This window comes from Pirellulales bacterium, assembly GCA_036490175.1.
Taxonomy (GTDB): domain Bacteria; phylum Planctomycetota; class Planctomycetia; order Pirellulales; family JACPPG01; genus JACPPG01.
In genome coordinates this window covers 20,810-35,396 of sequence record DASXEJ010000266.1, presented here as the reverse complement: position 1 = coordinate 35,396, position 14,587 = coordinate 20,810, and the positions used below count along the sequence as shown (strand labels likewise).

The window sequence follows — 14,587 nt, the reverse complement described above, 5'->3', positions numbered from 1 at the left end:
CATGATGATCAGGCCCAGCGCCATCACGCTCATGGCCCACCAGTGAAGTTCGCCAGACCAGGGCGTCTCCAGCGATTCGAAATAAGCATGAAAAAACGTGCCGAAGTGAAACAGCCATGTGCCGCAGGTCAGCAGCACGATCGGCAACATCACGCGCGCATAGTTTCGGGCGTCGACGAGCGTGACCAGTAGCACCGTGTCGATCACGGTCGCGGCGCCATAGGCAAATAGTTCAATACTGGCGAGCATGCTCGGTCGTGTAGTCGGTACTAGGGAATGTCACTTTGGACACGCAATGGCACAAACGACGGGACCGCCGCTGCGCGCGACTCCTATCGCAGTTGCCACAAGATGATTCGTCCGTCTAGTGTAGTCTCTCTCGCGTAGGCGCGTCGTTCGGATCGCGCGATCGCTGGCCAGGGCCCGGAAGCGTGCGACCGGCCGCGTGGCAACGCCTTTGCGTCGCGGCCCTGGCCTGACCGAACTCCCTCAGCTGCCAGTTCGTCCTCTTCGTCGCATCCCGTACTGGCCAGCGATCGCGCCCAGCGGATATCCGAGGACAACCGGTGGAACATAGAACAGTGGCGTGAAAAGCACAGCGATTCCCATCGTCGACGAAGTCGACGGACCAGGAGTTTGAGATGTCAGAAAGAGGCTAAGCGACATCATCGTCATCCATGCCGCCGCCGCGCCGGCGTAGGCCGGCAAGGTCACGCCGCCAATCATCGAGCCGCGCCGCGTGGCTCTTGCACAATGTCGCAAGAATATTGCCGCCAAACCGACAAAGGGGAGTGTCGTGCTAACGGGTCCAATCCAGAATGTCCGCGGATCTCCGCGCGGATCAACAATATAGGATCCCGCGAATTCCAAGTGAAATATCGCCGGAATACCAATCAATAGAGCGGCGAAGCCGAAATTGATCTGATTGTTTTTTTGCATGACCAGGTAAGGTCCTGTGATTGGTTCTTTATCGAAAGACGCGCCATCTCACGACGCGTCGTGCGCTCAGTCATCTTGCCACGGCGACGGGTACGGAACCCGCGCGTCGAGCATCCCAGGTTGTCGTTCGAATATCTCGATCGTGGCAGCGTCTATCTCGTGATGGACCGAAGCATCCTGCCAGCGCACGGTGTCCGCATCGCCGGTATTGGCCGTTTTCACGTGCAAGCGGGCCCTGCGGTTCGCCGCCGCGCAATCGTAAGTGACCAGCACCGTTCCGGGTCCCGCGGTCACCGTGCGGCTCTCGATTTCGAACCACTGGTCACAGATCCTGACCAAGGTGCCGCACGCCAGCCGCCTTAAACGACCTTCCCGCGGCGAGACGCGAATGCGATCCACCTTCCACCATGATCGCATGAGCCGAGCGAGTTGCTGGCACCATGCGATCATGCCTGTCTGGTTACTGGGATACACGGCGTTTCAGCTCCTCAAGTTCGACCTTTAATTGCTCCTGACGTTGTTGTTCTTCAAACTGTCGCGCTAATTCCTCCGCGTCGGGGTCGCGGTCGGCCAGCCGATCGTTGGCCGTGGCCAGTGCTTCGGCCCGTTCCACACGCTGTTCGAGTCGATCGAACGAGGCAAAGGCGGAGTCCGTGCCGCATTGCGAGATGGCACCGTCGATCCGTCGCTGCGAATCGGCCCGGGTCAAGCGCGCCAAGAGCAACGTGCGCTTTTGCCGCGCCTGCCGAATCTTGGATTCCAGTTCGCGCACCGAGCGACCCAGTTTCGCCGTCTGCTCCTTTTGCTTGGCGTGTTCCTGCTCGAGCGACGCGGCGCGGCCGTCGGCAGCCAGCTTTTGCTCGAGTGCCGCTTGGGCCGCCCGCTCGTCACCGTGTTGCATGGCCGTCGAGGCGCGCTCGAGCCAGGTCTCGCTGTCCTGCCGCGCCTTGTCGACCTGCTTGCCAAGCTGAATCTCGTCGGCAATAGCCTCGGCCACGCTCGACCGTACACGGCACTGCTCCTCTTCCATGTCGACCAGCAATTGATGCAGCATTCGCTCCGGATTTTCCACCTTCTCGCGAAGCGTGGTCACGCTGGAGCGAATCACGAAACTGAAACTTTCCATCCAATTCATCGTCGTTCTCCTGTTGAAATGAGGTAAAAGCCCAAACATCAAGTCCTAGTTCCAGGTTTCCAGCGCCGCGGACAGTGATCGCACGCGGGCCAACAGCGCCTCGCGCTTCAGCTCGCACACGGCGCCCAGCACCACAACGGTGGTGCCGATGCCCAGCCCCGCCACCCACAGCAGGTGTGGATGATCGACGCAGCCGCGGACGACCATGCCGGCCAGGTCCGCGGCCAGGAAGCCGGCTCCGGCGTACATCAAAGCCCGCACACGCAGTCCGATGGCCATCAGCAACACCAGGACCGAGACCACCATCAATGTCAGAAACGGCAGCCATGAGCCGTCGAATATTTCGAACGTCGGCGAGACCAACACCACGATGGCACCGAGATAGCGCAGCGGATCCCGCACACTTTCCGGAACTTCGCGCCGCAATGTTTCTGTCAGAAGCAAGATCGTGGCACCCAACGGAATCATGTAGCACTGCGGATTGGTGACTCGCAATTCGTGCCACACCAGAAACAGGCTCGTGTTCGCGACCAGCGCCGCGAACAGGACAGCCGGCGGACGACGCTCTTCCACGCCGCGCCAGAAATAGAAGCCGGCCGTCAGAAACAGCGCCAGGGTTCCGGGACCGAGCCAGCCCGGCTCTGCCAGCGTGGCCTGTTTGAAAAGTGCCACGGCCAGGTTCAACGCCGGCAACCGGTAGCCAGCATCCACAAGCGGCCTGGCAAAAATTCCCCACCGGCCGCGTCCGGCGAGCGCTTTACCAACGCTCCACGCCGCGAAGCCGGTTCCCAACAAGGCAAACATCGCGATCTGCCCGTCGACGCGTAGCAAGTGCCAATGAAACATATAAGCCAACACGACGCCCGCCAGCGACATGGCACTCCAGACGCGGGCTTCGATCTGATCGCGCCACGCGCCGTACAGGTAGGCAACGGCCACCACGACCGGGGCCAAGAGGGCCATCGCAATTTGCCAGGCCGTTGGATCGTTGACGGCCAGCGCGGACAGGCCGGTTAGGATCGCAACCGCTCCCAAACCCATCCGTTGCAAATCGACGATGGCGGCCACGTCGTTGTTCTTCGTGCGACGCACCAACGCCCAAGCCGCAAAACCGATTGCCGCCAGCAGGCCTACCGGGAAAGCGGCTGCCTGGGCGTCGACCCACCTTAAATCCCACACGTAATCGTGGTTCTTCGTCAGAAAATCAACCGGCGATGCCACGACTTGCCAACTGATCAAAGCGACGGTCGCCAGACGCAATGCCGGGAACCGCGAGCGGGCCGAAAACCAGGCCAGCCCTGCTGCGGCTAAAACCGCCGCGACGATCGACGGAGTTGTGCAGGCCACGATCGACCACAAGGCCAGACCGATGAACACGCCCAGCATGAGTCCCACCAACGGCTGTTCGATCGTTTGCGCGGCCGATGTGCAACGTTGGTCCTCGTCGTACGGATGACGACCACGATATGCCCGCAAGGCTTCGGCAGCCGGCACGCCCAGCAGTGCCATCGCGCCACAGACCACCGGCAACCATGGCTCATAGCCTGGACCAGCGACTCTCACGAGAATTGTGCAGGCCAGACCCAGGATGGTCAGCATGCCAACCAGAGCGGTGCCCCGCTGCCCAGACTGTATGGCCTGGTCGAATGCCCAGCCGATGATCGCCGCCGCGGCGACGCATTCCGGCACACTGCCACTCCACGGCGTTTGGCCGCATGCGCTCAAAACGTAATGGGGCAGCCACACCAAGGACAACATCGCCGATAGTTCGACAGAGAGTGTGCGTCGCAACGCCGTGCCGAATACCTGCGAGACGATGAATGTCGGCCGCATCCGCAAAACCCGGGCGACCAGCCATTGTCCGGTCAGGCTCAGCGTTGCCACGGCAAGCAGATGCTCGTTGGCGAGACCGCTCTGCAGTACGGCCAGCACTTGCAGAGCTTGGAAAAACAGAATCGCGGCCGTGCTCACCGCCTGGCTGCGCCAGCGCACACTATGACCGAACATCAGCAGGGCAATCGCCGCTCCTGCAGCCCACGTCAGCAGGTCGGTTCCCGCGACCATGGTGCTGGGGATATCCAGTCCCAACATAGGTACTGCCAAATCGGCCGCCACAGCAAACAGCGGAAAGACAATCGCCATCGCCAGCGAAACGGTCAGGCTGGCCAGTTCATAATGGAGTGGTTCATTTCCCCATACGCGACGGCGCCACGCGCCCACCGCGAACAAAACGGCTGCTCCCCCCGCGAACACCAGAAAGTGCGCTACCTGCGGCACCGCAACATCGCCCACGGCGCTGACCAAGGGAACCACACCGGCACAGCACACCAGCCAGGCGATGATCGTCCCGACCATGCCCCCCTGCGAGCGGAATAGGCGCTCGTGTACGGCGAACACGGCTGTCATGGCCAGGCCGACGCCGGCCAGCGCCTTGACGTGCGTTGTGCCCAGGCCGAGCAACAACCAGGAAAGCAGCGCGACGTATCGTTCGATAGGCGCCGCGAACAAAGCGTCGCCTCGCCTCTTGGCCATGGCTCCGATGACCAGCAGCCCGCCAATCAGCGGCAGATAGGTGAAGCCGTAAAAGGCCAACGGCAATCGAGGCTCTTGAACGGCGTGAGCCGATTGGGTAATGACATGGCGCGCCGTTTCGAGCGCGAATGACGGCAGAAAGTTATAGGCCACTGTCGCCAGCAGCAATGTCGCATAGACGAACGACGCGTGGTTCGTGCGTCGCGCCACCCGCTCGATGACAAATGCTGCCAAAGCGGCTGCAACCACCAGCGGCCGCGCATCGTGCGCTTGTGCTATTCCCGACGATGCCAACAACACTCCGCCGACGCAAACCAGCAAGCCGATCGTCATCGGTACGGCAATCGTCGCCGGCCAGGGCCAAACGATGCCCCCCGTGCGCTGCTCGAAGACGCGTGCCACGGTGTCAGCCGTGAGCAAGATCGTCAACGAGGCCAGCACGCAGATTGGCCCCAGCCAGGCGACAGTCACATACGGCACCACGCAAAAGGCCAACAGCCCTACGAACTGTGCCGCCAGTAGCGCGATAGGAAAAAAGTCGAAGATGCGCGGCCGTCGCAACTCTTCGGTCAACCAGAACACGTGGCGATTCACTTTCACGCTGCCGACGGTGAACACTCCCCATAGCAGCACGCTGGCAGGCAGGAGAAGCCCGCTGGGGCAGGCGGGCAGCACCGCTCCGACGACGCACAGCAATACATAACTGGCGAGAAACGTGAGTTGGTCCCCTCGCAATAATCGCCGAAATACCTCGCGCCCTGCAAAAGCCGTCAGGGCCGTGTTCGCAACCAGCAGTGCGGCGGAAATGATCCTGCTCATCGTGCCGCCATCGACGCCGGGCCAGGTCCAGCGCCAGGCGACAAAAGTCACCGGCAGCAATAGCGCGACCAGTGCGAGAAGAATCGTCGCCGTCCGATCCAGCCCCAACTTCGGACAAACGAACTGCCCCACGACAAAGGCGACGCCCGTGTACCCCAGAAAAACAAGGTACTTCCAAACCGGGCCGGCCTCGTGCCAATGGCTCGTCACAAGCATGACGGACGAGCCGAACAAGATCGCCAGTCCGGCGGTGAGCACCCAGCGGATGTTTCGTTCCTGCAGGAAACTGTCCAGAAACTCCGCCAACAACGAGCGCGATTCAGGGGGGCTGCTCATTTCGAAAATCTCCTGGCAATGCGAGGGCCGTTTGTGATGACGGGAGCACAATACAAATTCGATGCCAGGCACCTCGCGCGCGTCTGGAATCGGCCGCAACCCACGAACCGAGCGACGTTTAGCGATCGCTACGCGTTTTCGAGCGCGCGTCGTGTCGTGTGGGGAGTGCAGTGCCCCACAGGCAGGCATGCAGTGGTCCAACTGCAGGGCAACAGGTGGGTAAGAACGCCACAACTGTTGCCGATCGCCGCCGAGCGGGAATCATCACGTGCAGCGCGCTTTTTCAAGGGCCACAGGTTACGATGGCGGTGCGATTCACGACCGTTCCCACAGCGCAGCACGCACATTCCCACGGATCTCGCGTTTATGTCAGAGCAGTCCTCAGCGAAGTCTGGCGAGAACGTCGAAAAGCAACCGACCACGCAACCCGCGGGCTTGCGCGCCTGGTTGTGGCCAGGGCTGGCGCTGGTCGTGATCCTGCTTGCCGCCGGCTACCTGCTGCACCACAACGGGCGGTCTTGGTGGTGCGCGTGTGGAGAGCCGTTCCTCTGGTCGGGACAGATCCAGAGCTCGCACAACTCGCAGCATTTATTCGATCCGTACAGCTTTACCCACATGCTGCACGGCGTCGTCTTCTATTGGCTGTTGGCCTGGAGCGTTCCCCGGCTGCCGACCACATGGCGTTTTGTCTGCGCAATGACGCTGGAAGCCGCGTGGGAGTTGCTGGAGAACTCGGCGATGGTGATCGAGCGTTATCGCACCGCCACCATTTCGCTCGGCTACCAGGGAGACTCGATCGCGAATTCGCTGGGCGACGTCATTAGCTGTGGCAGCGGATTTGCTTTGGCGTCGTATCTCGGACTGACAGGTTCGTTGATCTTGTTCGCTGTCACGGAACTGACGCTCGTCTTCTGGATCCGCGATAGCCTGATCCTCAGCACCCTGATGCTGGTCCACCCGATCGAGGCCCTGAAGAGCTGGCAGCAGGGAACCTAGTCAGCGGTCTCGCTTCGACAGCGCTGTCAGCCTGGCTTTAGGAGCCCGCCTGCGCGGAGCAACCGTCTCCGCGCGGCGGGCGATGACTATACGTCGCTAGATTTCGACGTGCGTGATGCCGCCGACCTCGTCGAAGTGGCCAATCTTCAGGACCATCCCGCCCGAGCCCGGCATTTCGGCGACGAAAGCCGGGTCGCACACGATGATCGGCGGTGTCGACGAAGCCACGGCGATCGACGCCATGAACGAAATCGTCAGTGACATCGCCACGAACCAAGGAATGGATCCTGTGGCGATGAGCAACAATTGTCGGCGCTTGGCTGAAGAAACATCATTCTCGATGCAGAACTGATCGATCACGTCGATCCGATTGAGCGGACTGGTTAGCTCAAGCACTTCGTCGAAAGTGCAGCCGTCGCTGCGGCACTTGCGAAACGTTTTGGCAGTACGCAGGGCAAGTTTTCTGCGCTTGAATTCCAGATGGGCCTGGAATGCATCGAGTGCCCGCTGCTTGCGGCCCACAGCGTAATTCACCACCCCGCGCGGCAGGGCCAAACCAAGATTGGCGGCGGCCACCATCGCTTGCAACGGCCGGCGGTAGCGTGCCACGCGTCGGTACTCGGCAAAGACGTCGTCCTGAACCTTGGAAATCGCCGCCATCAGGTCTTCACGCGTGGTGAGGATCAGCTCGTCGCCGATTTCGACACACAGCGGCTTCAGGTAATAGACCTTCGCGCCCCGCTGCATGGCGGGCCCGCTCAAAAACTCATCAAGCCGGGTCTGCACGCACTTCGGTATCGTGTCGGTGATTTTGTCGAAGTGCTCTTGCTCGGTTACCGTGACGAAGAACTTTCCTTTAGGAAGTCGAATCGAAGCCTGAGACAGTTCGATCTCGCGCACCTGCGTGAAGTCGCCACGATGCTTCTTGACGACCGAGGCCCAACGCTTGTCTTTGGCGGCAAACGGGCGCGTCTCGCGCAGCATGGTCTCGGCGAATGTTTTGCCGGATTCCTTCGGCGGCACCCAAATAGGCTTTCCGACCCAAGTGCCGAAGGGCTTGAGCTCTTGTTCGAGCGTGAACGGCGCGGCGCTCGCAGGATCGACGATCGAGGGGGAGACACGGCGAACATTACGCGATACAGTCGCAGGGCGGTGGATGGTCGCAGGCATGTTATCTCTCCACAAGCTAGAGGCGAGTCAATGCCGAACGCATCACCGAGAAGCAAGCGAGATACGCAGAACAGTTCTAATCGCCACCACTCTGAAAGTGACAGCAACTTTTCGCATGGCCCGTTCCCGGTGCGCACGATCGTAATTATCCCGATGTCATCGGCGACTAGCAACAGAAACCCCTGCGCTTCGGCAAGTTTTTGCGAATCCATAGCGTGCTAATCGAATCAACACAAACTTCTCATCGGACACCCGTTATGGTGTTTCTAAACCCCAGATTGCTGCTTTGCTTGCCGGGAGGTACGATTCCAACCATCGCAGACCGTCGATACGAATGGCACGAAACAATGCTTAGGCCCCTGCGGTAACGTCCGCGGACAAACGCCCGCCAACGAGCCGCGATGATCCACACAAATATTTCGATTGCCAACACACATAGCGCTGTTCAACAGCCTAGGTAGCGAAAGGAAGATCACAGATGTCCGTCGAAGCTCCAAGTCCCTTTCAACACACCGCCGGCGGCGGCAATTCCATTCGCGGTTGGTGGCCCAACGAGCTAAGGCTCGATCTCTTGCACCAGCATTCCGCTCTGTCGAATCCGATGGAAGACGGCTTCAACTACGCCGCCGAGTTCAAAAGCCTCGACCTGGCCGCGGTGAAGAAAGATCTCGCGGCACTGATGAACGATTCGCAGGGCTGGTGGCCAGCCGACTTCGGCCATTACGGTCCGTTGTTTATTCGCATGGCATGGCACAGCGCAGGCACATACCGCACGGGCGATGGCCGTGGCGGCGGGGGTCGCGGCCAGCAGCGTTTTGCCGCGCTGAATAGTTGGCCCGACAATGTCAGCCTCGACAAGGCGCGCCGGCTGCTGTGGCCCATCAAGCAGAAGTATGGCCGCAAGATCTCCTGGGCCGACCTGATCATCCTGACGGGCAACGTCGCGCTCGAAACGATGGGTTTCAAGACATTCGGCTTCGCTGGCGGACGCGAGGACGTCTGGGAGCCGGATCAGGACGTCTATTGGGGCACCGAGACCACGTGGCTGGGTGACAAACGCTACTCGGGCGACCGCGATCTCGAGAATCCGCTGGCCGCCGTGCAGATGGGGTTGATCTACGTCAACCCGGAAGGCCCCAACGGCACCCCAGATCCGATCGCCGCGGCGCGCGATATCCGCGAGACGTTCAAACGGATGGCGATGGATGACGAAGAGACGGTGGCCCTGATCGCCGGCGGCCATAGCTTCGGCAAGACCCACGGTGCCGGCCCGGCAACTGATGTAGGGCCCGAGCCCGAAGCGGCCGGCCTCGAGCAGCAAGGCTTAGGCTGGAAGAATAAATTTGGCACGGGCACAGGTGCTGATGCAACCACCAGCGGCCTGGAAGTCACTTGGACCAGCACACCCACCAAGTGGAGCAACAACTTCCTCGAGAACCTGTTCGGATATGAATGGGAACTGACCAAGAGCCCGGCCGGTGCGAATCAGTGGAAACCGAAGAACGGTGCCGGCGCCGGCACGGTGCCGCACGCGCACGACCCTTCGAAGCGGATCGCCCCTTCGCTATTGACCACCGACCTGGCGCTGCGGTTCGACCCGGCGTACGAAAAGATCTCGCGCCGCTTCCTGGAAAACCCGCAGCAGTTAGCCGACGCCTTCTCTCGGGCGTGGTTTAAGCTGACTCACCGTGACATGGGCCCGCGTGCGCGTTATCTCGGCCCGGAGGTTCCGGCCGAAGAGCTGATCTGGCAGGACCCGATCCCTGCGGTGAATCACAAATTGATCAACGCACAGGACATCGCCTCGCTGAAAGACAAGATCCTGGCCGCGGGGCTCTCCGTCTCGGAGTTGGTCTCAACCGCTTGGGCATCGGCGTCGACGTTTCGTGGTTCCGATAAACGCGGCGGCGCGAACGGCGCCCGCATTCGCCTGACGCCACAAAAGGATTGGGAAGTCAATCAGCCTGCTCAACTGGCAAAAGTGTTGAAGACACTGGAGGGAATCCAGGGTGTGTTCAACGGCGGCGCCTCGTCGAGCGGCAAGAAGATCTCGTTGGCAGACCTGATCGTTCTGGCCGGCTGTGCCGGCATCGAGCGCGCGGCGAAAAACGCCGGTCATCAGGTCGCGGTTCCCTTTACGCCAGGACGCATGGACGCCGCACAGCAGCAAACCGACGTGGAATCGTTCGCGGTGCTCGAACCTATCGCGGACGGCTTCCGCAATTATCTCAAGGGTAAATACAGCGTACCGGCCGAAGCGCTGCTGATCGATAAGGCACAACTGCTGACCCTGACCGCGCCCGAAATGACGGTTCTCGTCGGGGGTTTGCGGGTCCTGAAGACCAACCTACAAGGGACACAGCATGGAGTCTTCACCAAGCGGCCCGAGGCCCTGACCAACGACTTCTTTGCCAACTTGCTCGACATGAGCACGGATTGGCAGGCGCTCTCGAAAGACGCAGATCTGTTCGAGGGCCGCGATCGCAAAACGGGCGTAGTGAAGTGGACCGGCACGCGCGTCGATCTGCTTTTCGGTTCGAACTCGCAGCTGCGCGCCCTGGCCGAAGTCTATGGAAGTTCCGACGCCCAGCAAAAGTTCATCCACGACTTCATCGCGGCCTGGAACAAGGTGATGAACCTGGATCGCTTTGACATTCCCCGATCGTAGAAAAAACCTCGACAAGGGCCGCCTGCGAGCAGCACAACGAGCCGCGGACGAATTAGCGATCGCGTAAACCGGGGAACTTTTTACTCCCCCTTGGGGGGAATAAAGGCGGACAAACACCAAACAGGAATCGACCCGATTCCAGGCACTGCCCAATATCATTTGTGCGCATGTTACCGGACGATACCACTGCGTCTGCGAAGAGCTGTATGCGATAACAGCTACCAGCCGACCCGCACTTCGCGGAGATTTAGCAGAGCGTGGCGGAGTTTGTTGATTCCCTGATGCGCTAGTTCCGCGTTTTCGGCTGTGGTAATGACCAATTGATCATTTTCAATGCAAAACCCAAGACCCTTGGGTTTCAGGATTCGTTCGAGCGCGTCGCAGAGTGAGAGGTTTATCGCCGCGTCGGTCACAACCATCGTATCGACTGAAATGCCGGCGTTAGAGATCACGGCATCATCGAAGCGGTATCGAATACCGTGTTTCGTCCCAAAATAATCGATGACGCCCCTGGGCGAAACGTCTCGGAAATCAAACTCGGTTTGATTTTGCAACTCGGACGCAACTTGAAGCGTGACGCCGCAGGTAAGGTTTTCAAGCTGGGAAAGCGGCAACAAATGCTCCATCCCCGCGTCCGTAACCGTTCCGCCCAGAGTTAATGAGCGCAATTGCGTCAACGTCGCCACCTGCGAAAGGTCGGAATCGGCAATAGTACCGTAAAGACTCAGATCATCCAAAGACTTCAGACTTTTCAGGCTCGCTACACCGGCCCCGCTAATCTGACCATCCAGTATCAAACGATTTAGTTGTCGCAAAGGCAAAACGTGTGCGAGTCCCGCATCCGTAAAGGTGCCGCTAATGACAAGGCTCTTCAGCGGCGTAGTGATCGCCATCTGCGCCAACAAGTCGTCGGTCACCTTGCCGCTTATCGCGAGGTCTGTTAACGCATGAAGTTGGCCAATCCTGGCCAAGTGCGCTTCCTGTAGGCCTGCCCCAGCAACAGCCAGGCTCTTAACACCTGGCATGCTCGCGATTTGTTCGAGCGCTGCGGCGACCTTGTCAGGATTCTTGAATTCGCGGCCAAAAAGCGACACGCCGTGAACGGATTGAAAGTAATCTTTTCCAAGCCAGTCACGCAACCAGGCTGGCGCCAACGGCGCTTTTGCACCGACGCTCTGATACTCGTAAGAAACTCGGCCCCCCAGCTCAACAATCTCCGCCACGGCGTGACGCTGCCGCCAGGCGGGTACGATCATCGCAAATAGTAACGCCATAGCCGTCACAAGGACAAACAAAGTCCCCATGCCGAATTGGAACCAGCGGCGAATGGATGGTGCTTGGGGCATAGAACGACCCCGATTCTATCGCGCGCTCGACTTCCCGTCGCCAAAGGTTCAGCCGTCAGGTCAATGCGACCCAGACGGTGCGCCGCACGAATGCTGAGTAGCCGCGGGCGGATGCCTTTGCCGTGCGATGGTGAGACGCGGCCCATCCAAAATAAAAAAACCCGTCTTGGGCAGGTGGTTTGCACCACCCACCCAAGCGCGGGCGTCCTTCTGGCTAGGCGGAAGCCAGGAGTTCAATGACAGACTCCCGGTCCGGGGCTCTACCTACCGGACCGCCTTGGTCGAGCCACACTTAGGTTGTCGAACCGTGTGAAGAAAGTGTGAAATCCGGGTAACCGTGCGCACCCATTTCAGGCACGTCCAGACCTTCCAGTTCGGTCTCGCGGCTAACGCGGACTGGCGCGATCATGTTGCTGAACTTGAACCAGACATACGCCATGACAAAGCCGAATGCAGCGACTACTGCCGCATCGAGCAACTGGGCGTTCAACTGCGACGCGTCGTGGAAGAACAACCCGCGTACGCCGTCGCTACCGTATTTCTCGACCATTTCGGGTCGTACGACACCATTCCAGCCGCCGCCATACTTGCCGTTAGCGAACAGGCCCACCGAGATAAGTCCCCACAGGCCATTGATACCGTGGACCGAGATGGCGCCGACCGGATCGTCAATTCCTATCTTGTCCCAGAAGAACACGCTGAATACCACAATGACGCCAGCCAAGCCGCCAATGACCACTGCTGCCCAACTGTCGACGAAGGCACAAGGCGCCGTGATCGCCACCAGTCCGGCTAGCATGCCGTTGCACATCATCGAGGGGTCAGGCTTGAGCCCTTGGACTTGCATGGTGAGCATCGCCATGATGCTGCCGGCCACGCCCGCCAGCATCGTGTTCACCACCACGACGCTGATGCGCAGGTCCGTGCCGGCGAGTGTCGACCCGGGATTAAATCCGAACCAGCCAAAACCCAGAATGAACGTACCGCAAACCACCATCGGAATATGGTGAGCGGGCAGGGCCTGCGGCTTTCCGTTGATGTATTTACCGATGCGTGGGCCGATCACTATGGCGCCGGCAAGTCCTATGAATCCACCCATCGCATGCACGACGCCCGAGCCGGCGAAGTCGACGGCACCGTGGCCGAAGCTCCAGTTTTTGCCAGCCTGCGCCAACCAGCCTCCGCCCCATACCCAGTTGGCGAAGATGCAATAGGGCAGCGCTACCCACAATCCATACAGGCAAAAGTTTTTCCAAGACCAGCGTTCGGCCATGGCCCCCGTGGGAATCGTGGCCGTGGTGTCCATGAACACCATCATGAAGAAGAACAGGGCCATTACGCCCGTGTCATCCATGTCGTGCAAGAAAAAGCCCTTGGTGCCCAACAGGCCATACTTGTAGATACCGGGTGTGGCCGTGTCCTCTTCTATACCAATGCCTCCGTTCAAAACCGAAGTACCGGGACCCAACGGCGAATACCAGCCAGGGGCGACCGGGGCGTTGTACCAATTACCCCAGCCAATCGCGAAACCATACGCCCAGAACGCGATGCACCCAAGCGGGTAAATCATGAGGTTCATGGCCGCGGTATGCGAGGAGTTCTTCGCGCGGCACAGGCCCGTTTCTACGAGCATGAAGCCGGCCTGCATGAACATCACGAGGAACCCGGCGAGCAACGTCCACACCATGTTGATCGAGAACAAATTGTGGGCGATACGATCGTAGAGATCCGGGCCTTTCAGGCTCTCCGGCACATCGCCGCCACCGGCCGTGTCTCCCGAGGGAGCGGCCCAAGTTCCCGACTTGCCACCGGTGGGATCAGGCCAGAAAGGAGCTTGCGACTTGCCGTCTGCATCGGGTGGCGTCGTGGCCGTGAAGTAGGGCGGTACATTCGCCGCCGGGGGCGCCGCAGCGGCAGGCTCCGCAGCTGCGGTCGCCGCTTCAGCCGGAGGGTCCTGGGCCGCGACTCGACCTGCTAGTGGTGCCAGGTACACCAATAACAGACAACACAACGAAACCCACGCGCGCAATGATCTCATGTTAAGCTCGCCAAGCAGAAGGACGTGACAGGGAAAAAACCACGGACGCGCTCGTTCGCCTTACATAACTGGCGCGCTGGCTGGCGAGTAAGCAAGTCGCGTGCCAGCGTTGCTACATAGGGCGCCGCCATGCCCATAAACCACAGTTACGAAAAGGTTTAAGGCGAACCTTAAGGGTTCGTTATGCAAACCCAACTCAAAGAATGCCCATAACGCAGGCACTCGAATGTTCTGGGTTTAAGCACGTCAACGCGGTGTAAATGCAAGGCGGGGCAAAATGGAAAATAGTCAAACGCCGCGTTTCTCAAATTGCCGGCGCTGCGATTTCATGACGTCGCCACTCCTTGAGTATGGCGTTCGTATTGCGTCATCCCGCCGTCAACTGGCCAATCTGGCCAGGGCATGTCCCCTCTATATATATGACTAGGGTAAACGCGAGCGCATCGTGGATGTCGATGCGCGCACATTCCCTGCCAGCGCCGTTTGCTTTGGTCTACGATGCCGATGGCGAAGCGCCGATCCTACACGTAAAGTCGAGGGGGTTGGCAGGCATCGTGATCGTCGCCGATTTGAGGAACCGATTGATACAGGCCAAGTAGAGTGGGGCC

At 60.0% G+C, this 14,587-nt stretch carries 10 protein-coding genes; 2 read left to right on the top strand and 8 right to left on the bottom strand.

Annotated elements, in window-relative coordinates; translation table 11 throughout:
• The 5 genes from VGG64_19905 to VGG64_19885 form a co-directional block, all read right to left on the bottom strand.
• Window positions 1–249: hypothetical protein (locus VGG64_19905; protein ID HEY1601877.1), on the bottom strand; the 249-nt coding region annotated here is incomplete at its 3' end.
• A 240-nt stretch (window positions 250–489) separates the two neighbouring features.
• Entirely contained in the window at window positions 490–939 is a 450-nt protein-coding gene (locus tag VGG64_19900; protein HEY1601876.1) for a hypothetical protein, read from the bottom strand.
• A gap of 66 nt (window positions 940–1,005) precedes the next feature.
• Window positions 1,006–1,233: a hypothetical protein gene (locus tag VGG64_19895; GenBank protein ID HEY1601875.1), complete on the bottom strand. Its 228-nt coding sequence runs from the start codon at window positions 1,231–1,233 to the stop codon at window positions 1,006–1,008.
• Window positions 1,234–1,399: 166 nt separating this feature from the next.
• Window positions 1,400–2,074 carry a PspA/IM30 family protein gene (locus tag VGG64_19890; protein HEY1601874.1) on the bottom strand — a complete coding sequence of 225 codons (675 nt, stop codon included), beginning with the start codon at window positions 2,072–2,074 and terminating at the stop codon, window positions 1,400–1,402.
• A 45-nt stretch (window positions 2,075–2,119) separates the two neighbouring features.
• Window positions 2,120–5,761, bottom strand: coding sequence for a hypothetical protein (locus VGG64_19885; GenBank protein HEY1601873.1), 3,642 nt, complete (start codon window positions 5,759–5,761; stop codon window positions 2,120–2,122).
• Window positions 5,762–6,127: 366 nt separating this feature from the next.
• Here VGG64_19885 and VGG64_19880 point away from each other — a divergent pair, with 366 nt between their 5' ends.
• Window positions 6,128–6,757 (top strand): DUF2585 family protein, encoded by a 630-nt coding sequence (locus VGG64_19880; protein HEY1601872.1) that lies wholly within the window; start codon window positions 6,128–6,130, stop codon window positions 6,755–6,757.
• 96 nt (window positions 6,758–6,853) lie between these two features.
• Here VGG64_19880 and VGG64_19875 read toward each other — a convergent pair whose 3' ends face one another.
• Window positions 6,854–7,927 (bottom strand): hypothetical protein, encoded by a 1,074-nt coding sequence (locus tag VGG64_19875; GenBank protein ID HEY1601871.1) that lies wholly within the window; start codon window positions 7,925–7,927, stop codon window positions 6,854–6,856.
• A gap of 478 nt (window positions 7,928–8,405) precedes the next feature.
• On the opposite strand from VGG64_19875, the gene katG reads away from it, so the two are divergent.
• Window positions 8,406–10,595: a catalase/peroxidase HPI gene (katG, locus tag VGG64_19870; GenBank protein HEY1601870.1), complete on the top strand. Its 2,190-nt coding sequence runs from the start codon at window positions 8,406–8,408 to the stop codon at window positions 10,593–10,595.
• A 218-nt stretch (window positions 10,596–10,813) separates the two neighbouring features.
• Here the strand turns inward: katG and VGG64_19865 are convergent, their stop codons facing one another.
• Both VGG64_19865 and VGG64_19860 read right to left on the bottom strand, forming a co-directional pair.
• A complete protein-coding gene (locus tag VGG64_19865) occupies window positions 10,814–11,899 on the bottom strand; it encodes a hypothetical protein (GenBank protein HEY1601869.1) in 1,086 nt (361 codons plus the stop codon).
• 334 nt (window positions 11,900–12,233) lie between these two features.
• Window positions 12,234–13,979 carry an ammonium transporter gene (locus VGG64_19860; protein ID HEY1601868.1) on the bottom strand — a complete coding sequence of 582 codons (1,746 nt, stop codon included), beginning with the start codon at window positions 13,977–13,979 and terminating at the stop codon, window positions 12,234–12,236.
• Window positions 13,980–14,587: the final 608 nt, after the last annotated feature.